Consider the following 18,322-nt stretch of genomic DNA (forward strand, 5'->3'; position numbering starts at 1 on the left):
CAGCATGACCACTCTCAGACTCGGCGACACCGCCCCCGATTTCACCCAGGACTCCACCGCCGGCAAGATTTCCTTTCACCAGTGGGCAGGCGATTCCTGGGTGGTGCTGTTTTCGCACCCAGCAGATTTCACACCCGTCTGCACCACCGAACTGGGCAAAACCGCGGCCCTGGGCGGTGAATTTGCCAAACGCAACGTCAAACCCATCGCCATCAGCGTGGATGCGCTGGAATCCCACGGCAAGTGGGTCAACGACATCAACGAGACGCAAAACACCACGGTGAATTTCCCCATCCTGGCCGATGCCGACCGCAAGGTGGCCAACCTGTACGACATGATTCACCCGAATGCCCTGAGCACCGGCCCCACGGCCACCGTGCGCAGCGTGTTCATCATTGACCCGAAAAAGGCCATCCGCACCACGTTTACCTACCCCGCCAGCACGGGCCGCAACTTCGACGAGATCCTGCGCGTCATCGACTCGCTGCAGCTGACCGACGGCTACAAGGTGGCCACGCCGGTGAACTGGAAAGACGGCGACGACGTGATCATCGTGCCCAGCCTGCAAGACCCGGCTGAACTTGCCCAGCGTTTCCCCAAGGGCTTCAAGGCCATCAAGCCGTACCTGCGCGTCACGCCGCAACCCAACAAGTAATCAGACGGGTTCACGCGAAGTGCGTTTCATCATCGTCCCTGGCTGGCGTGACTCGGGCCCCGGCCACTGGCAAAGCCTGTGGGCCGAACGCCTGAGCAATGCGGTGCGCGTGCGCCAGGACGACTGGATCACGCCTTCGCGCAAGGCCTGGGTCGCGTCGCTGGCCAACACCATCGTGCTGCAGGACGAGCCGGTCGTCATCGTGGCGCACAGCCTGGGCTGCATTGCCACGGCGCACTTGCCGCCTGAGGCGGCAGAGCGTATTCACGGCGCCTTGCTGGTGGCGCCGGCAGACCCGGAGCGCCGCGCCGTGCTGAGCGACTTTGCGCCCGTGCCCTACCAGAAGCTGCCTTACCGCAGCGTGCTGGTGGCCAGCAGCAACGACCCGTATTGCCCGGTGCGCCTGGCCGGTGCCTATGCCCGCGCCTGGGGCAGCGAATTTGTGCGCATGCAGGACGCCGGCCACATCAATGTGGAGTCGGGCCACGGCGAATGGCCGCTGGGCATTGCGCTGTTGCAGTCGCTGGCAGGTGATGCATCGCTGACGGCGCCCCGTCTTGACTTTTCTTCTTCGGCAAATTCTTCGTCTTCTTCTTTTGGATCCCTGGAAACGGCATGACTTCTTCAAAAATAAAAATCGCGCTTGCAACGCTGGCACTGGCCGCGGGCGCTTCGTTCTCCGGCACGGCTTCGGCACAAACGCTTCTCAATGGCTCGTATGACGTGGCGCGCGAGTTTTACAAGGAATACAACGCCGCTTTCATTGCCCACTACAAAAAGACCGCAGGCAAAGACATCAAGATTGACCAGTCGCACGGCGGCTCCAGCGCCATCGCACGCTCGGTAGCCGACGGCCTGGATGCTGATGTGGTGACCATGAACACCTCGACCGACGTCGACTTCCTGGCCGGCGCCGGCGTGGTCGCCAAAGACTGGACGAAGAAGTTTCCGGACAATGCATCGCCCACCACGTCGACCATGCTGTTCCTGGTGCGCAATGGCAACCCCAAGGGCATCAAGGACTGGGACGACCTCGTCAAGCCCGGCATCCAGGTGATTCTGGTGAACCCGAAAACCGGCGGCAATGGCCGCTACGCCTATCTGGCCGCTTGGGGTTACGCGAAGAAGAAGGGCGCCACCGATGCGCAGGCCGCCGAGTTCGTCGGCAAGCTCTACAAAAACGTGCCGGTGCTGGGCAAGGGCGGGCGCGACGCGACCACCGTGTTCCTGCAACGCAATATTGGCGACGTGCTGATTACGTTTGAGTCCGAAGTGTTGTCGGTGAACAAGGAGTTTGGCGAAGGCAAGGTGGACGCGGTCTACCCGTCCATCAGCATCGTGGCGGAAAACCCGGTGGCGGTGGTAGAGCGCACCGTGGCCAAGAAGGGCACGGCCGATCTGGCCAAGGCCTACCTGAACTACCTCTATTCAGACGAAGGCCAGGAAATCGCCGCACGCCATGCATTGCGTCCGCGCTCACAGGCCATCCTGAAAAAATACGCCAGCACCTTCAAGCCGCTGCAGCTCTTCACGGTGCAAGACGTCTTTGGCAGCCTCGGTGAAGCACAAAAAGTGCACTTCAACGACGGCGGCCAGTTCGACAAGCTGTACACCGTCAAGTAGACCGCACCACCATGACTGCCTTGTCTTCTGTGGCACCGCCTTCCGCGGTGGTGCCGGGTGTTCCTGCGGGTAGCAAACGCGCCGCAAAGCGCGTGCTGCCCGGTTTCCGCCTCACGCTGGGCTACACCGTGCTGTACCTGAGCCTGATCGTGCTGATCCCGATCTCCGCGCTGTTTTTCAAAACGTTCACGCTGAGCTGGGACCAGTTCGTCACCGCGGTGACATCGCCACGCGTGCTGGCGTCTTACCGACTCACGTTTGGGGCATCGCTGATCGCTGCGCTCGTGAACCTGGTGTTTGGCCTGCTGCTGGCCTGGGTGCTGGTGCGCTACAAATTCCCGGGCAAAAAAATCGTCGATGCGCTGGTGGACCTGCCGTTTGCCTTGCCGACCGCTGTGGCCGGTATTTCGCTCACGGCTTTACTGGCCGGCAACGGCTGGATCGGTCAGTACCTCGAACCCATGGGCATCAAGTTGGCATTTACGCCGGCTGGGGTGGTGATCGCTTTGATTTTCATCGGCCTGCCGTTTGTGGTGCGCACGGTGCAGCCAGTGCTGGAAGACGCCGAGAAAGAACTCGAAGAAGCCGCCACCTCGCTGGGCGCCACGCGCCTGCAGATTTTCACCAAGGTCATCCTGCCGCACATCACGCCTGCCTTGCTGACTGGCTTTGCCATGGCGTTCGCAAGGGCGATCGGCGAATACGGCTCGGTCATCTTCATCGCGGGCAACATGCCCATGATTTCTGAAATCACGCCGCTCATCATCATTGGCAAGCTGGAGCAATACGACTACGCCGGCGCAACTGCCGTGGCGGTGGTCATGCTGCTGGTGTCGTTTGTGCTGCTGCTGGTCATTAACGGCCTGCAGGCCTGGCAGCGCCGAAACGCGGGAGCCCCAGCATGAAACAGGCCCCCACGCTTGTCGCTTCGCGTACTGCGCTGCCCCCCGAGGGGGCTGAGCTTGCTCGGGGCGGCCCTTCGCTGCGCTCGACTGCTTCCTCCTCCATTAAACGCCGTGTCACCGCCGGCACCACCGAAGCACGCTGGGTGCGCTACACCTTGATCACGGTGGCGTTGCTGTTTGTGTTCCTGTTTTTGATCCTGCCGCTGGCCGCCGTGTTCACCGAAGGCCTGCGCAAGGGCTTTGGCGCCTACATTGCCGCGCTGCAGGAGCCCGACGCCTGGTCGGCCATCAAGCTCACCTTGATTGCCGCGGCGATTGCCGTGCCGCTGAACCTGGTGTTTGGCGTGGCCGCGGCCTGGGCGATTGCCAAGTACGAATTCCGCGGCAAATCGGTATTGACGACGCTGGTTGACTTGCCGTTTTCCGTGTCGCCCGTGGTGGCTGGCCTGATCTACGTGCTGATCTTCGGTGCGCAGGGCTGGTTCGGGCCGTGGCTGCTGGCGCATGACATCAAGATCATCTTTGCCGTGCCCGGCATTGTGCTGGCCACCGTGTTCGTGACGTTTCCGTTCATCGCGCGTGAGCTGATTCCGCTGATGCAGGCGCAGGGCAACGACGAAGAGCAGGCCGCCATCGTGCTGGGCGCTACCGGCTGGCAGACTTTCTGGCATGTGACCCTGCCCAACATCAAATGGGGCCTGGTGTATGGCGTGATTTTGTGCAACGCACGGGCCATGGGAGAGTTTGGCGCGGTGTCGGTGGTGTCGGGCCACATCCGCGGGCAGACCAACACGTTGCCGCTGCATGTGGAAATTCTGTACAACGAATACCAGTCGGTGGCTGCATTCGCCGTGGCATCGCTGCTGGCCATCCTCGCGCTGGTCACGCTGGTCATCAAGTCGGTGGCCGAATGGCGCCACGAAGCAGAAATGAAAGCCGCGGCCGATTTGCCGCCTGAGCGCCCGCAGAGTCCCGTTGACGGGGCCGCCGTGGCAGCCGCTCGCTAAAGGAAAACATCATGAGCATCGAAATCCGCAACGTCAGCAAACATTTTGGCGACTTCCAGGCACTGGGCGACGTCAGCCTGGACATTCAATCCGGCGAACTGGTCGCCTTGCTTGGCCCCTCGGGCTGCGGCAAGACCACGCTGCTGCGCATCATTGCCGGGCTGGAAACCGCTGACCGCGGCAGCATCCTCTTCAGCGGCGAAGACACCACCGAGGTGCATGTGCGTGAGCGCCAGGTCGGCTTCGTGTTCCAGCATTACGCCTTGTTCCGCCACATGACCGTCTTTGAAAACGTGGCCTTCGGCCTGCGCGTCAAACCGCGCGGCCAGCGGCCCAGCGATGCGCAGATCAAGGAAAAAGTGCATTCGCTGCTCAACCTCGTGCAGCTTGACTGGCTGGCCGAGCGCTTTCCGTCGCAGCTTTCAGGCGGGCAGCGCCAGCGCATTGCCCTGGCCCGCGCGCTGGCGGTAGAGCCCAAAGTGCTGCTGCTCGACGAGCCCTTCGGCGCACTCGACGCCAAGGTGCGCAAAGAGCTGCGCCGCTGGCTGCGCCGCCTGCACGACGACCTGCATGTCACCAGCATTTTTGTGACGCACGACCAGGAAGAAGCGCTGGAGGTTGCCGACCGCGTGGTGCTGATGAACCAAGGCAAGGTCGAGCAGATTGGTTCGCCACAGGAGGTGTGGGACCACCCGGCCAGCCCGTTTGTGTACGGCTTCCTCGGTGACGTGAACCTGTTCCACGGCCGCGCCCACGAAGGCGAAGTCCAGCTCGAAGGCCTGCGCCTCAATTCACCCGAACACGCCGGCGCCCAGGACGCCAAAGCCTTTGCCTATGTGCGCCCGCACGACCTGGACGTGCAGCGCTATGCACCGGGCGCCGAAGGCATCGTCGCCCACCTGGAACGCGCCATCGTGATCGGCCCGATCGCGCGGCTGGAACTGATTCCCGCCGAAGGCTACGAACAAAAGGGCAATGTCTCGGGCGATTCGATCATCGAGGCCCAGATGACTTCGCAGCAATTTGCCGAGATGGGTTTGCGTGAAGGCGACATGCTGGTGGTGACGCCGCGCAAGGCGAGGGTGTTTGTGGAGGGGTAACGCCTGAATTAGGCATTGCTCGCGTCATCCTTGAGTCGACCGGACCGTGTGAGAGTTGACGCTTTCAAGGTTCCCAGGATATGACGCAGATCTTTTGAGCAATCCTCTGCGAGAAATCCCTTGGGCTTGCGCTTGGCGATGTTGATTCGATCAAGTGCTTCGATGACTGCTTCGGTGTACGCCTTGAATTGCTGCTTGAGGGTGAGGTTCTGAATACTCATCCAGTCGAGCTTGGCATAGCACCAAAGGTCTCTACTCTTGGTTTTGAACGAAGGAGGCGTGTTTATCTTCGTGAACGTGGTCTCTGGCCATTGGTCAAAGGAGGCGACTTCAAGAGCTACAACAATTCCTTCGACAAGACCGCCGTAGTTCTTGGACTTCAGCGCGCTGGAAAGTTGCTCATCGATCGCTATCGTGAACAAGCGAAAGCGACCCTTATGTTCTCGCCAGTGTTCTGGAGGCCAGGCATTGCTTTGCCAGTGCTGCCCTCCAAGCTCGAGGACTTCAACTCCAGTCACAAGAAAAGTGCGGAAGCGCATTCTGCGACGCCTAACTCTGATATATCCCGCAAAACCGCAGAATAACGTGGCGGCCTGCGAAATAAAACGGCGCGCCAAACTTGAAAAAACTGTTTACTGACATGGAGTTGACCCACTATGTTGAATAAATGAGCCGGCATTGATTTTGCCAAAGTCGCCGCTCAAGTTTCCCTTGTCGGATAAATGGTGAGAGCACATTCAGGCATCACTGTGCCTGAAAAATCATCAACTGACAGGCTCTATCTGGGTTTTGTGATGTCGAAGAGGCGCCGCAACGGTTGCGCGAAGGCGACATGCTGGTGGTGACGCCGCGCAAGGCGAAGGTGTTTGTGGAGGGGCGCTGTGGACTCTTCCGATGCGACCTCTAATCAACCACTTTTAACCGGATCTTGGCACCGTCCGGCAAATCCCGTATTTGCCTTGAAAGGTCGCCGGACCGTCTCACAATCTCGGACAGTGGGGCAGTTTTGATATTGGAAATGTCGTAAGCCCCGCCCAGGATTCCAGGCACCACCAGACAGTATTTACGCCCGTCAACGAGAGGGCCATGCTTTTCATTCGCAATCCTGACCAGAGCTGCCATCAACCAGTCTTTCTTGAACTCCGGATCATTGACGAGCGTGTCGTAAGAAGCTTCATCCCAAGCCACGATTTCGCAATAACAGTCCTCGGGGCATAGGCGCCAGTAGCGACCTGAATGATCCTTTATCAGTAGATTGCCAAAGTCATTTTCGGCGACAAGCTGTAGTGGATCGAGACCAACCCAGTACCAGGACTCCTTGATCTCCTCGAGTAGATCCATCGTCTGTCACTCGATGCCAAGGATGCTTGGAACACATTGCTCGAGCATTTCTATCAGTTCCTTGTCCATGAACTTGTAGTCGTCAGGGATATCAAGAACATGAACAGATTTGCCGTCAAGCAGTCGTGTGAACTCCGAGGTCAGTCTTGATTTGTGTTTTTCTTCCATGACGAGAACCACGTCAGCCCAACGGATGTCATCGACTGAAACCGTATGGCGCGCATTAGGGCTCGTACCACCCGAGCGAGTTACCAGTTGGGGGTGTTTGCGCCAGAGTTGTTCTGCTGTCGGGCTTCGCCATTGATTACGGCTGCAAACGAACAATACCTTCAGGCGTTCAGTGCTGCGGGCGGTTTCTTCCTTCTGCACAAGTTGCTTTGCAGTTGTGCGAGGGTAATCGAGGCCCAATTGCTCTGCACGCGCAACTTTCTTTGACCGGATGTACAGGTCTTTCCAGCGTTTCTCCCTCGGCAAATCGTCTTTGGTCGTCATGCGCGCTCATACTTGTTTTTGTAGAGCTGATTTATATCAGTCTTTTTATGGAGCGACGAGCCTCCAGCCAACCCAATGGGAAGCTGAGCCACCATCGTGATAGACGCTACCGTGCGGCCGGAGCTGATTCCAGCGGTATGAGCTGAGACCTTGAAAAGAGCGCCTCGTTTACTGACTCGCGCCAAACCTCAGCGCCGACCTGGCACGCACCCGTTCTGCTTCCACCTCCCGGTTGCGAGGCTCGGCATTGGTCACCAGTGAGCGGATGAGAACCCGCGCAGAGGCTGCCACCTCTTCCACAGCGCGATCGAATGCGGCTTCGTTCGCCTTGGAGGGCACGCTGAACCCGCTGAGCTTCCTCACAAACTGCAGCGAAGCGTCGCGGATTTCCAGCTCCGTGGCCGGCGGCTCGAAGTTGAACAGGGTCTTGATGTTGCGGCACATGGCAGCTCCTTGAAGCAAAAGACTTGGAAATCATTCCAAAGTGCATTTTGCCGCCAGCCGCAACCCCTTCGCCCGTCTTGGTTTTATCTACTCCGCAGGCTTGATCACCACCGACTCAGCCGACGCCACAAAAGGCCCGTGGTACACCGCTTCGATGTTGTTGCCGTCCGGGTCCAGCACAAAGGCGGCGTAGTAGCCGGGGTGGTATTTGCGTTCGCCTGGCGCGCCGTTGTCGGTGCCGCCTGCGGCCAGGGCGGCTTCGTAGAAGGCTTTGACCTCTGCGTGGTCTTTGGCCCGGAAAGCCAGATGAACATGCGAGGTGGGGCCGTCGGCCTGGTCTATCCACAACTCGTCGCCTGAGAAATGGTCGTCGGCTTCCTGGATGGCACTTTCTTTGTTCAGTGACTTCAGCACAGCGCGGTAAAAGCGCTTGCTGGCCGTGAGGTCATGGGCGCGCAGGTGAACATGGTCGATGAGTCGTCCTCGGTGTATTTCCATCATGGGGTCCTTTCTGGGATCTTCAAAAAAACTGACGTCCTGAAAATCTACGCCCGCCGGGGTTGCCCATCTGTAGGACAAACGCTGGCAAATTAGGGCGAGAGGGGACCAGGGGGCGGGAGCGACAGGGATGGGTAAGCGGCGAAGAATCTGCCCTGCATGTATCGCCGAAGGGAACTTATCCGGCACCAAACGCCCGAACCCCTGGACAATTCATAATTCATCCAGAAAAAAGAGGGCTCCCTGATGTTTTTGACGTATTTCGACGCCATGCCGCGCCGCATGCTGGCGCTGATCGCCGTGGCCTGCGTGGCCATGCTGGCTTTTGGCCTGTACCTGCAGCACGTGGTAGGCCTGGAGCCTTGCCCGATGTGCATCGTGCAGCGGTATGCGCTGGTGCTGGTGGCGGTGGTGGCGGGCGTGACGGCCATCGCCAAAAGCCGGGGCCTGCTGATCGCCGGTTCAGGCCTGATGGTGCTGCTCTCGGGTTTTGGTGCTTTTGTGGCGGCGCGCCAAAGTTTCCTGCAGTGGTATCCGCCTGAAATTGCCTCTTGCGGCCGCGACTTTTACGGAATGATTGAAACCTTTCCGCTCAAACGCGCCATTCCCATGATCTTCAAGGGCAGCGGCGACTGCACCAAGATCGACTGGACCTTTCTGGGCGGCTCGATTGCCAACTGGTCTTTCCTGTGTTTTGTGGCTATTGCGGTCGTGGGCTTGCTGCTGATCGCACGCCAGGCGCGCAAGCGCTGAATCGACCACATCGCCAGTTTGGCGGCGCATTGCCCCCGGCCAGCTCATGCTGCGAGCTTGAGGGCCGCAGCGACGCACCCATAGCCGAAGCATGTAATTTTTCACCTGAAAAAGGGGATGGCGCCAGCCGCGCGCCATGACTAGACTGAATATCCAGTCGCCGGTTTTACCGGAAGGTCAGCTCATCAACATTGCCGCGCTGCGGCACAAGGATGGTCCCCATGGCAGCAGGAAGGGTGTTATCGCGCTTTGGCTTCCCGGTCCTGGCGAGTGCCGGTGCCGCTGCCAGTGCCTATTTCCTGGGAAACCAGCCGGTGGTGCCGGTCAAGTTCTCCACGTGGAGAAACACGACGAATCCACAACAGCCGGAACACATGACCGTCAAATACGGACGGGGTTCGTGGGGTCATTACGAAGATTTCCGGATGGGCAGTGGCCCACCCCGTACAGATTTGCCAAAGTTTGGCGCCGTGAACCAGCTGACCGGCATAGACGAGTCCAAGCCTTACTCGAACCTGGCCTATGGCAGCCATACACCGACCGAGCACAGGGACCGCTTCCTGGCGCGTCCGGCCCCAGAAAGCGATCGCAAGAAGGGACGGGAATACCGCTATGACTCCAAGGAGGCGATGCGCGCAAAGGTGTCGGTGTTCGAGCTCTGGAAGCTCAAGCAGATGACGAGCGAACGTCAGCAGCACGGCGTGTTTCACCTGTTCGGTGAGGCACCCGACCCCTACACGACGCGGTGCATGACGCACATTGAAACGCTGGCGAGTGTTCGTGGCCAAAAGTTGTCTCCCCAAAACCCTTCAAAGGTGGCGCACGAGTTTCATGAGCTCAACCCCTCCACCACCGAGAAGCCCAAGCTGAAAACCTATTCGGTGGAGGGCGTTCAGCGCCCTGGCAATGTGCCGGTCGGCACCCCGGTCAAGAACCACCCCGGCACGCTGGACAAGGCGTATTGGGAGGCGGCCGACAAGGGCGCCCACAACGTGGGCCGGCCACTCCCGCCCAAACTCTAGACGCGCGAGAACAGCGGTACCGCCGGCAAGCGCGCTGCATCCTGATTTGCAGGGAGGTGCCGGTTTTCCCGGTGGCTCCGGGGTGAATAATTCTCGACTGGGGTACCCGGGTTTCATGCAGGTTGGCAGGGCATCGAATCGATCATATACTGTACATAAATACAGTATATCCAGCTTGATCCGGACCACCTTCCATGCCCACCCTTACCGCAATGCCCAGCGCTTTGCCGGACTTTGCCGACGCCCTGAATGCCCAGGTTTGGCGGGCCGGCGAACTGGGCAGCGCGAGTGTGCAGACGGTGGCCACAGGTTATGCGGCGCTCGACCTGGCCTTGCCAGGAGGAGGCTGGCCGCAGGGCGCGCTGGTTGAACTGCTGCTGCCGCAGGCGGGCCAGCAGGAATGGGGTTTGCTGGCGCCCGGCCTGGCCCGGGCCCTCAACCAGCCCGCCGCACCGGATGAGCCTGGCGCGCAACTGACGGCGCTGGTCGGTGCGCCTTATCTGCCGTTTGGCCCGGCGCTGGGCGCGCGCCAGATCGACATGCGGCGGCTCATCAGCATTCACGGCAAGCCCGGTGACGCGCCTTCGCTGCTCTGGGCCACGCGAGAGGCGCTGCAGTGCGCTGACGTGACCGCCGTGCTGGCCTGGCTGCCGGATGCGCGCAGTGCCCACCTGCGCCGCCTGCAGATTGCCGCGCATGCGCACCACAAGCTGCTGTTTGTGTTCCGGCCGCTGCGGGCCCAACACGAATCGTCACCCGCGCCGCTGCGCCTGCTGCTGGAAGGCGCTGTGCAGGAGGGCGGCAATCTGCTGGTCCACGTGCTCAAGCGCCGCGGCCCGCCACTGGCTGCGCCGGTGCTGCTCGACACCCGGCCCGCCCGGCTGTCAGCGCTGCTGGCAGCCAGTCGCGACAGGGCCCGGCAAAAGCGGGAAGAGCTTGCCCCCATCCTGCTGCCGTCGCTGGTGTCGCTGCCTGTTACTTCACCCCGGAGCCCCATCCATGCGTTGCTGGATCGCATTGCGCATCTCGATCACCACTGACGCGGTGCAGCAGTGGGGCGAGGACGCCGCTGCATTGCAGCGGGCGGTGGCCAGCCTGGCGCTGGGTTTTACGCCGCGCGTGGCGCTGGTCGACGAAGCGGTGCTGATGGACGTGACGGGCAGCCTGCGCCTGTTTGGCGGGCTGGCGCGGCTGATGCAGCTGCTGGCGCAGAAAATTGAGCTGTTTTTTGAATCAAATCAGGCTGTTGCCCTTATAGAACGTGCGCAAGGTGCTACATCTTTGATAGCGCTAGGGCGTCTTCGGATGCGGGAAGGCCAAGCTGGCGTGGTGAAGAAACGCGTGGCCGACCTGCCCATGCACACTCTGACGGCCGCACGCCCGCACCTCGGTGTGCTGGAGCGCATTGGCTGCCGCAGCTGGGACGACCTGCTGCGCCTGCCGCGTGACGGCGTGGCGCGGCGTTTTGGCGCCGAGCTGCTGGAGGCGCTGGACCGCGCCCGCGGCACCGTAGCCGACGACTATGAGTGGCAAGTGCTGCCCGAACACTTTGAGGAAAAACTGGAGCTCAATGCACTGGTCACCCATGGCCCCGCGCTGATGGCGGGCGTTGAGCGCCTGCTGGTTCACCTGCACGCCTGGCTGCTGGGGCGGCAGAGCGGGCTCTGCGCCCTGAAAATCATCTGGCACCTGGACAAACGCCGCGATGTGCCTCCGACCGGCGAGCTCGAGATTCGCACCGCCCAGCCCGCACAAGACCTGCGTCACATGGCACGCCTCATCTCAGAGCACCTGGCGCAGCAAAAGCTGCCGGCGCCGGTGCACAGCCTGACGCTGCAGTCGCTGGCCACCGAGCTGCTGGCCGATTCGGCAGCCGCCACCGGCAGCCTGTTGATGGAAGCGCGCCGGCAGGGCGACAGCGTGGTGGAGCTGGTCGAGCGGCTCAGCGCCCGCCTGGGTGATGCCAATGTGCAAGCCTGGCAACCTTGCTGCGACCACCGGCCCGAGCTGATGCAGCGCTGGGTGAGCGCCAGAAGCGCTATTAAATCAATAGCTGCTTGCGCAAAGCCATCGGGCGCCAGAGGCCTAAAAGGTTTAAGAAAAGCCACTTCCCACATTCCAGAAGCCCGGGCTGAAGCCTTGTACCCTGCCTGGCTGCTGCCCGAGCCGCTGAAGCTGCAAGCTGCAGGCAACAGCCCGGTGTACCAGGGCAAGCTGACGCGCCTGGCCGGGCCGCAGCGGCTGGAGGCTGCCGAATGGCTGCTGGCCGATCACGAAAACCGCAGCGCTGAGCCGGGCCTGTGTGAAAAGCCGTGGGCGTTCCGCGACTACTACATCTACCGCAGCCAGCAGGGCAGCTTGCTGTGGGTTTACAGCGAAAGGCTGGGCTCTGCCGCCCAGGCCGGCCGGCAACGCACCTGGTATTTGCACGGCTTTTTTGCCTGAGGCCCGCATGCCTGCCTACGCACTTCCCGATTACGCCGAACTGCACGCGCTGAGCAACTTCAGCTTCCAGCGTGGCGCCTCGCATGCGCAGGAGCTGGCCGAACGCGCTTCCGAGCTGGGCTACCAGGCGCTGGCCGTCACCGACGAATGTTCGGTGGCCGGGGTGGTCAGGGCGCATGAGGTGGCAAAAGAGATGGGCCTCAAGCTGCTGCCGGGCGCGGAATTTTTGGTGCAGGCGCCCGATGCCTTCAGGCTGGTGGTGCTGCCGCACAACGCGGCAGGCTGGGGCAACCTGTGCGAGTTCATCACCGAAGCGCGCAAGGCCGGTGACGTGGTGGAAAAAGGCAGCTACCGCGTCGCGCTGGGCGAAACGGATTTCTCCCGGCTGGGGGATTGCGAAATTTTGCTCGCGCCCATGCATGAAGCAGGTGCGGGTGCTATCAATACAGAAGCGCTTTGCGCTCATTGCACCTGGGCTGCAGGCCTTTTTGGTATCAATGCCTGGCTGGCGGTGGAGCTGCTGCAGGGCCTAGACGACGCGCTGCGCCTGCAGCAGCTGCAGGAGGTTGCGCAGCGCACCGGCATACGGCTGGTGGCGGCGGGGCATGTGCTGATGCACAAGCGCTCACGCAAGCCGCTGCACGATGTGATGACCGCCATCAAGCTGGGCAAGCCGGTGCACGAATGCGGCTTTGCGCTGCAGCCCAATGCCGAGGCGCACTTGCGGCCGCGCATGCGCCTGGCCGAGATTTACCCCGCCAGCCTGTTGCGCGCCACGCTGGAAGTGGCGGCGCGGTGCAATTTCAATCTCGATGAGATTCGCAACCTGTACCGCTACCCGCAGGAAGACATGGTGCCGGCGGCCGAAACGCCTTCGCGCTGGCTGCGGCGGCTGACCTGGCAGGGTGCCCACACCCGCTACCCGCATCACATACCGCACAAGATCAGGCGGCAGCTGGGCTTTGAGCTGGCGCTGATCGAAGAACTTGAATACGAGATGTTCTTCATCACCGTGCACGACATCGTGCGGTTTGCGAGAGAAAAGGAAATCCTTTGCCAGGGACGCGGCTCAGCGGCCAATTCGGTGGTGTGCTTTTGCCTGGGCGTCACGGCCGTCAACCCCGCGGAAAGCAAGCTGCTGTTTGAGCGCTTTATCAGCCGCGAGCGCAGTGAACCGCCCGACATCGACGTGGACTTCGAACACGAGCGGCGTGAAGAAGTCATCCAGTACATCTACGGCAAATACGGCCACGACCGCGCCGCCATTGCCGCCACCGTCATCAGCTACCGGCCGCGCAGCGCGATCCGCGATGTGGGCAAGGCGCTGGCAATGGCGCCTGAACTGATAGACCTGTTCGCCAAAGAGCATTTCTGGTTTGACGGCAGCGAGGTGCTGCAGGAAAAACTCAAGGAAGCCGGGCTGGAGGGCCGAGAAGGGCCGGTGCTGCAATGGTTTGACCTGTCGGCGCAGCTTATTGGCTTTCCGCGTCACCTGAGCCAGCATGTCGGCGGTTTTGTGCTCACCCAGGGCAAGCTCACGCGGCTGGTGCCGGTGCAGCCGGCCTCAATGGAAGACCGCCGCATCATCCAGTGGGACAAGGACGACCTGGAGGCCATGGGCCTGCTGAAAGTGGATGTGCTGGCGTTGGGCATGCTGTCAGCCATCCGGCGCTGCCTGGACCTGGTGAACCAGACGCGGGGCAGCCAGCTGGAGATGCACCAGGTCGAGCCGGACGACACGCCCACCTACGACATGATTTGCGAAGCCGACACGGTGGGTGTTTTCCAGATTGAAAGCCGGGCCCAGATGTCCATGCTGCCGCGTTTGCAGCCGCGCAATTACTACGACCTGGTGGTGGAAGTCGCTATCGTGCGGCCGGGGCCCATCCAGGGCGGCATGGTGCACCCGTACCTGAAGGCACGCGATAAAAAGCGGCGGGGCGAAGACGTCGTGCCGGAATACCCGGCGCTGAACCCGGCCCTGGAACGCACGCTGGGCATCCCGATCTTCCAGGAGCAGGTGATGCAGATCGCGATGATCGCCGCTGACTTCACGCCCGGGGAGGCCGACGATTTACGCCGCTCCATGGCGGCCTGGAAGCGCAAGGGCGGGGTAGACCGGTTTCATGGCCGCCTCGTCAATGCCATGGTCAAAAACGGCTACAGCGCCGAATTTTCAGAGCGCATCTTCAGTCAGATATTGGGCTTCGGCGACTACGGCTTTCCGGAAAGCCATGCCGCAAGCTTTGCCAAGCTGGTCTACGTGAGCTGCTGGCTCAAGCGCCACGAGCCGGCCTGCTTTCTGGCGGCCATGGTCAATTCGCAGCCCATGGGCTTTTACACGCCGTCCCAGCTGGTGCAGGACGCTGTCCGCCACCAGGTGGAGGTGCGCGCAGTGGACGTCATGCACAGTGAATGGGACTGCACGCTGGAGCCGCAGGGTGTGCTGCCTGCGGATACGCAGCCGGCGGTGCGCCTGGGCCTGCGCCTGGTGGCCGGTTTGCGCAAAGAAGCTGCACTGCGGCTGGTGGAGGCGCGGGCGCAAGCGCCTTTCACTTCGACGGAAGACCTGGTGTCGCGCGCCCAGCTGGGTACGCTCGAAATCAACGCGCTGGCCGCCGCCGATGCCCTGCTGCCGCTGGCCGGACACCGGCGCCAGCAGGTCTGGGAGGCTTCGGCCATCAAACTGGCGCCACGCCTGCTCAAATCGGTGCCCACGCACGAAACGCCGCTGGCCTTGCCCGACACACCCGAGGGCGAAAACATCCTGTTCGACTACCAGGCCACCGGCCTCACGCTGCGGCGCCACCCGGTGGCCTTGCTGCGGGAACGGCTGTCACGCAGGGGCCTGCTGAGCGCCAGCGAGCTTAATGCCTTGCCCGACGGTGAAGAGGTGGCCGGCTGCGGCATCGTCACCGTGCGCCAGCAGCCGCAAACTGCCAAGGGCACCATCTTCGTCACGCTGGAGGATGAAACCGGGCCGGTCAATGTGATCATCTGGAAATCACTGCGCGAGGCGCAACGCGGTGAGGTGTTGCACGCCCGGCTGCTGGCGGTGTACGGTATATGGCAGCGTAGTGAAGAACGCGGCAGCACCAAAGGTTACGGCGCGGTGCGCAACCTGGTGGCGCATCGGCTCGAAGACCTCACGCCGCTGCTGGGGCGGCTGGGCACATCGAGTCGCGATTTTCATTGAGGTGACTGCACCTCAAACAGGCACCTTCAGTCAATCCATCGTCATGCGCTGTCATCACACAAGTCCTGCTTGAGGGTCAGACTGACCCGGCAACCCGTTTTAGCGCGTCGTCGGTTTGCTGCTGCAGCGCCTGCATCAGCGAGCTCGCATCCCGGTGCCTGAGCAGGGGTGCGGCCTGACCGGACCAGAGCGACATCAAGTCGGTTCTGCCCTGGGCAATGGCAGCTGGTTTGAGCTGGCCTGTCAGCCAGTTCTGGACCGGGTAGGGCGCAATGTGGCCTTCGTGCGCCTTCAACTCGTTCATGAAGCGGTTTTCAATGCCGCGCGCCAGGCGCCCGCTGAAAGCGCGGGTAAGGGCGGTGTACCTGGCGTCGGGGCTGAATAACTTTTCGCGGTGGATGTCGCTGGCGGATGACTCAACGCACGCCAGGAAAGCCGTGCCAATCTGCACGCCCTGGGCGCCCAACGCCAGGGCTGCTGCAATGCCGCGGCCATCGGCAATGCCGCCTGCGGCAATGACGGGGGCCTTGATCGCGTCGACCACCTGCGGAATCAGCGCCAGTGTGCCGGTGAGCGAGTTGTCGGCCGGGCGGAGAAAGGACACGCGGTGCCCACCAGCCTCAAAGCCGGTTGCCACCACCATGTCAACGCCGGCGCTGTCGAGCGCTATCGCCTCTTCAGGTGTTGTGGCGGCGCCTAAAGTCAGGATATCAAGCGCCTTGCATTGGCGCAGGATCTCCGGCGACGGAATGCCGAATACAAAACTGAACACGGCGGGCCGGGCTGCCAGCAGGCCCTGCACCTGGTCTTCGTAGCGCGGGCTGAAACGCTCGGGCCGGGTCGGCAGGGGTTCACCGAGTTCCTTGAAATAAGGCGCAAGCAGCGCCAGGTGCTGCTCGAACTGCGGGTCTGTGAGTGGCGGATCCTCGCTGTTCTCATGCGGCACCCACAGGTTCAAGGCGAAAGGCCGTTTCGTTTTCAGGCGTATGGCCTGCGCCGTCTGCTCAATTTGCGCGCCTGTCAGGTGATGCACCCCAAACGAGCCCAGCCCACCGCTTTCGCAGACCGCCGCGGTCAGCGCCACCGAGGAGAGGCCACCTCCGAAGGGACCTTGCACAATCGGCGCCGTCAAGCCCAGCCTCTGGGTCAGGGCCGTGGTTTTCCAGCGGCTCATGCCAGCAGCCCTTCGGCCTTCAGGGCCTCGCGCACGGCGGGCCGGCCGGCGACACGTGCCAGGAAGTCCTGCAAGTGCTTCAGGTCCGCCAGGTCCAGCGACACGTACTTGGCCCAGCCCGTCACCGCAAACAAATAAGCATCGGCCACGGTGAAGGACTGGCCGAGCAAATAGTCTTTGGACTGCAGCTGGGTGTTGACCCATTCGTATTTTTTGCGCAGAACGCTGGCCAGGGTTTTCTTGGCGCTGCTGTCCAGGTCCGGGTTGAACAGTGGCGTGAAGGTTTTGTGCAGTTCCGAGGTGATGTAGTTCTGCCATTCCATCACGCGGTAGCGGTCCATGCTGCCGGCGGCTGGAAGCAGGTCGGCGCGGCCTGCCTTGTCGGCAAGGTATTGGGCAATGATGGGGCCTTCTGTCAGGCGCTCGCCGTTTTCAAGCTCCAGCACGGGCACCGCACCCTTGGGGTTGATGGCGTAATAGTCAGCTCCGTCTGCGGTGGTGTGGGTGCCTGTGTCAACCTTTTCAAGCTTGAAGGCCTGCTGCGTTTCTTTCAGAACAATGTGGGGTGCCAGTGAGCAGGCGCCGGGAGAGAAAAACAGTTTCATGGGTTCCTTGATCAAGTTAGTTGGGAAGGTCCCATGCTATTGATGATGTCTGGCGAGATAAATGGAGGTTGATTAACTTCATAAGTTACATGGCGTAATAGATAATCCACAGAAAATCAAAGCCATGAGCCGTCAATTCGATGATCTTCAGCTGGGAAGCATTGAGCTTTTTTGCCTTGCGGCGGAGCTCAGCAGCTTCACTGTGGCGGCAGCCAGTGCCGGCCTCACGCCTGCCGCTGTGAGCCGCTCGGTGTCGCGCCTGGAGGAAAGGATGGGTGTGCGGCTCTTCACGCGCACGACGCGGCAGATACGGCTGACCGAAGCCGGCCGCGCTTATTTTGAGCAGGCGCGGCAGGCCCTGGGACAGCTGGTGGAAGCCGAGCGCGAAGCCACGGGTCAGCAATTGGTGCCCGCCGGCGTGCTGCGTATCAGCCTGCCCACGCCTTACGGGCATTACCGCGTGCTGCCGCTGCTGCCGGCTTTTCGAGCCCTTTATCCAGCAGTGCAGGTCGAGGTCAACCTGAGCAACCGCAATGTCAACTTTGCCGACGAGGGCTACGACCTGGCCATACGCGGGCGCGCGCAGCCCGACTCCAGTCTGGTCGCGCGCAAGCTCGAAGATGCCGCGTTGGTGGTGGTGGCCGCGCCCTCGTACCTGCAGCAGGCGGGAACCCCAACCTCGCTGGAGGCCTTGCAGCAGCATGACTGCATCCAGTTTTTGTTGCCCAGTAGTGGTCAGAAAATCCCGTGGCTGTTCAGCCAGGCGGGCAAGGAACTGGAGGTGGCTACCAGCGGTGGGTACTGCTGCTCGGAAGACCTGCTGGGTGGGGTGACGCTGGCCCGGCATGGCGCGGGCCTGCTGCAGACTTACCGTTTTATTGTTGAAGAAGACTTGCGCCAGGGCCGGCTGCAAGAGGTGTTGCAGCCCTTTGTGGGGCGGTCACGGCCGTTTTCATTGCTATACCCGCACGGCCGGCACGTGCCCTTGCGGGTGCGCTTGTTCATCGACTTCCTGCTTGAAAAGCTCAAGCAGTAAATGCGGGCCGCAGACTAGAGGGATGG

19 protein-coding genes are annotated in these 18,322 nt (G+C 61.7%); 12 read left to right on the plus strand and 7 right to left on the minus strand.

Annotated elements, in window-relative coordinates; all coding sequences use genetic code 11:
* Positions 1 to 4 precede the first annotated feature (4 nt).
* Genes AC1DY9_RS18795 through AC1DY9_RS18820 form a run of 6 tightly spaced genes read left to right on the plus strand, consistent with a single transcriptional unit; the run spans position 5 to position 5,290 of the window.
* Positions 5 to 655: a peroxiredoxin gene (locus tag AC1DY9_RS18795; RefSeq protein WP_457282715.1), complete on the plus strand. Its 651-nt coding sequence runs from the start codon at positions 5 to 7 to the stop codon at positions 653 to 655.
* A gap of 19 nt (positions 656 to 674) precedes the next feature.
* Positions 675 to 1,274, plus strand: a complete 600-nt coding sequence (locus AC1DY9_RS18800) for an RBBP9/YdeN family alpha/beta hydrolase (protein ID WP_477667319.1) — start codon at positions 675 to 677, stop codon at positions 1,272 to 1,274.
* Positions 1,271 to 2,278, plus strand: coding sequence for a sulfate ABC transporter substrate-binding protein (locus AC1DY9_RS18805; protein WP_477667320.1), 1,008 nt, complete (start codon positions 1,271 to 1,273; stop codon positions 2,276 to 2,278). Before AC1DY9_RS18800 ends, AC1DY9_RS18805 begins: the two co-directional genes overlap by 4 nt.
* Positions 2,279 to 2,289: 11 nt before the next feature.
* Complete coding sequence (gene cysT / locus AC1DY9_RS18810) at positions 2,290 to 3,183, plus strand: sulfate ABC transporter permease subunit CysT (RefSeq protein ID WP_457282718.1); 894 nt, start codon at positions 2,290 to 2,292, stop codon at positions 3,181 to 3,183.
* A complete protein-coding gene (gene cysW, locus AC1DY9_RS18815) occupies positions 3,180 to 4,190 on the plus strand; it encodes a sulfate ABC transporter permease subunit CysW (RefSeq protein ID WP_477667321.1) in 1,011 nt (336 codons plus the stop codon). The genes cysT and cysW overlap by 4 nt, the downstream gene beginning before the upstream one ends.
* Before the next feature lie 11 nt (positions 4,191 to 4,201).
* The gene (locus AC1DY9_RS18820) at positions 4,202 to 5,290 is read left to right on the plus strand and encodes a sulfate/molybdate ABC transporter ATP-binding protein (protein WP_477667322.1); all 1,089 of its coding nucleotides are present in this window, start codon (positions 4,202 to 4,204) and stop codon (positions 5,288 to 5,290) included.
* A gap of 8 nt (positions 5,291 to 5,298) precedes the next feature.
* On the opposite strand, the gene AC1DY9_RS18825 is transcribed toward AC1DY9_RS18820, so the two are convergent.
* The 5 genes from AC1DY9_RS18825 to AC1DY9_RS18845 form a co-directional block, all read right to left on the minus strand.
* Positions 5,299 to 5,829 carry a hypothetical protein gene (locus tag AC1DY9_RS18825; protein ID WP_457282721.1) on the minus strand — a complete coding sequence of 177 codons (531 nt, stop codon included), beginning with the start codon at positions 5,827 to 5,829 and terminating at the stop codon, positions 5,299 to 5,301.
* Between the two features lie 364 nt (positions 5,830 to 6,193).
* Complete coding sequence (locus AC1DY9_RS18830; RefSeq protein ID WP_457282722.1) at positions 6,194 to 6,631, minus strand: T6SS immunity protein Tdi1 domain-containing protein; 438 nt, start codon at positions 6,629 to 6,631, stop codon at positions 6,194 to 6,196.
* Positions 6,632 to 6,637: 6 nt separating this feature from the next.
* Positions 6,638 to 7,123 carry a low molecular weight protein tyrosine phosphatase family protein gene (locus AC1DY9_RS18835; RefSeq protein ID WP_457282723.1) on the minus strand — a complete coding sequence of 162 codons (486 nt, stop codon included), beginning with the start codon at positions 7,121 to 7,123 and terminating at the stop codon, positions 6,638 to 6,640.
* 168 nt (positions 7,124 to 7,291) lie between these two features.
* Entirely contained in the window at positions 7,292 to 7,567 is a 276-nt protein-coding gene (locus AC1DY9_RS18840) for a DUF2277 domain-containing protein (protein ID WP_457282724.1), read from the minus strand.
* Positions 7,568 to 7,654: 87 nt separating this feature from the next.
* Complete coding sequence (locus AC1DY9_RS18845) at positions 7,655 to 8,065, minus strand: VOC family protein (RefSeq protein WP_457282725.1); 411 nt, start codon at positions 8,063 to 8,065, stop codon at positions 7,655 to 7,657.
* A gap of 246 nt (positions 8,066 to 8,311) precedes the next feature.
* Here AC1DY9_RS18845 and AC1DY9_RS18850 point away from each other — a divergent pair, with 246 nt between their 5' ends.
* The 5 genes from AC1DY9_RS18850 to AC1DY9_RS18870 all read left to right on the plus strand — a co-directional run bounded on the left by AC1DY9_RS18850 (position 8,312) and on the right by AC1DY9_RS18870 (position 15,481).
* Complete coding sequence (locus AC1DY9_RS18850; RefSeq protein WP_457282726.1) at positions 8,312 to 8,818, plus strand: disulfide bond formation protein B; 507 nt, start codon at positions 8,312 to 8,314, stop codon at positions 8,816 to 8,818.
* A gap of 221 nt (positions 8,819 to 9,039) precedes the next feature.
* Positions 9,040 to 9,840, plus strand: coding sequence for a hypothetical protein (locus AC1DY9_RS18855; RefSeq protein ID WP_457282727.1), 801 nt, complete (start codon positions 9,040 to 9,042; stop codon positions 9,838 to 9,840).
* Between the two features lie 194 nt (positions 9,841 to 10,034).
* Positions 10,035 to 10,880, plus strand: coding sequence for a translesion DNA synthesis-associated protein ImuA (gene imuA, locus AC1DY9_RS18860; protein ID WP_457282728.1), 846 nt, complete (start codon positions 10,035 to 10,037; stop codon positions 10,878 to 10,880).
* On the plus strand, positions 10,840 to 12,285 hold the full coding sequence (locus AC1DY9_RS18865; protein WP_457282729.1) for a Y-family DNA polymerase: 1,446 nt from the start codon (positions 10,840 to 10,842) through the stop codon (positions 12,283 to 12,285). The genes imuA and AC1DY9_RS18865 overlap by 41 nt, the downstream gene beginning before the upstream one ends.
* A gap of 7 nt (positions 12,286 to 12,292) precedes the next feature.
* Positions 12,293 to 15,481 (plus strand): error-prone DNA polymerase, encoded by a 3,189-nt coding sequence (locus AC1DY9_RS18870; protein WP_457282730.1) that lies wholly within the window; start codon positions 12,293 to 12,295, stop codon positions 15,479 to 15,481.
* Between the two features lie 76 nt (positions 15,482 to 15,557).
* Here the strand turns inward: AC1DY9_RS18870 and AC1DY9_RS18875 are convergent, their stop codons facing one another.
* Both AC1DY9_RS18875 and gstA read right to left on the minus strand, forming a co-directional pair.
* On the minus strand, positions 15,558 to 16,655 hold the full coding sequence (locus AC1DY9_RS18875; RefSeq protein ID WP_477667323.1) for an NAD(P)H-dependent flavin oxidoreductase: 1,098 nt from the start codon (positions 16,653 to 16,655) through the stop codon (positions 15,558 to 15,560).
* A complete protein-coding gene (gstA, locus tag AC1DY9_RS18880; protein WP_477667324.1) occupies positions 16,652 to 17,260 on the minus strand; it encodes a glutathione transferase GstA in 609 nt (202 codons plus the stop codon). The genes AC1DY9_RS18875 and gstA overlap by 4 nt, the downstream gene beginning before the upstream one ends.
* 124 nt (positions 17,261 to 17,384) lie before the next feature.
* On the opposite strand from gstA, the gene AC1DY9_RS18885 reads away from it, so the two are divergent.
* Complete coding sequence (locus AC1DY9_RS18885) at positions 17,385 to 18,296, plus strand: LysR family transcriptional regulator (protein WP_457282733.1); 912 nt, start codon at positions 17,385 to 17,387, stop codon at positions 18,294 to 18,296.
* Positions 18,297 to 18,322: the final 26 nt, after the last annotated feature.

Source organism: Polaromonas sp. P1_F6 (genome assembly GCF_056405695.1).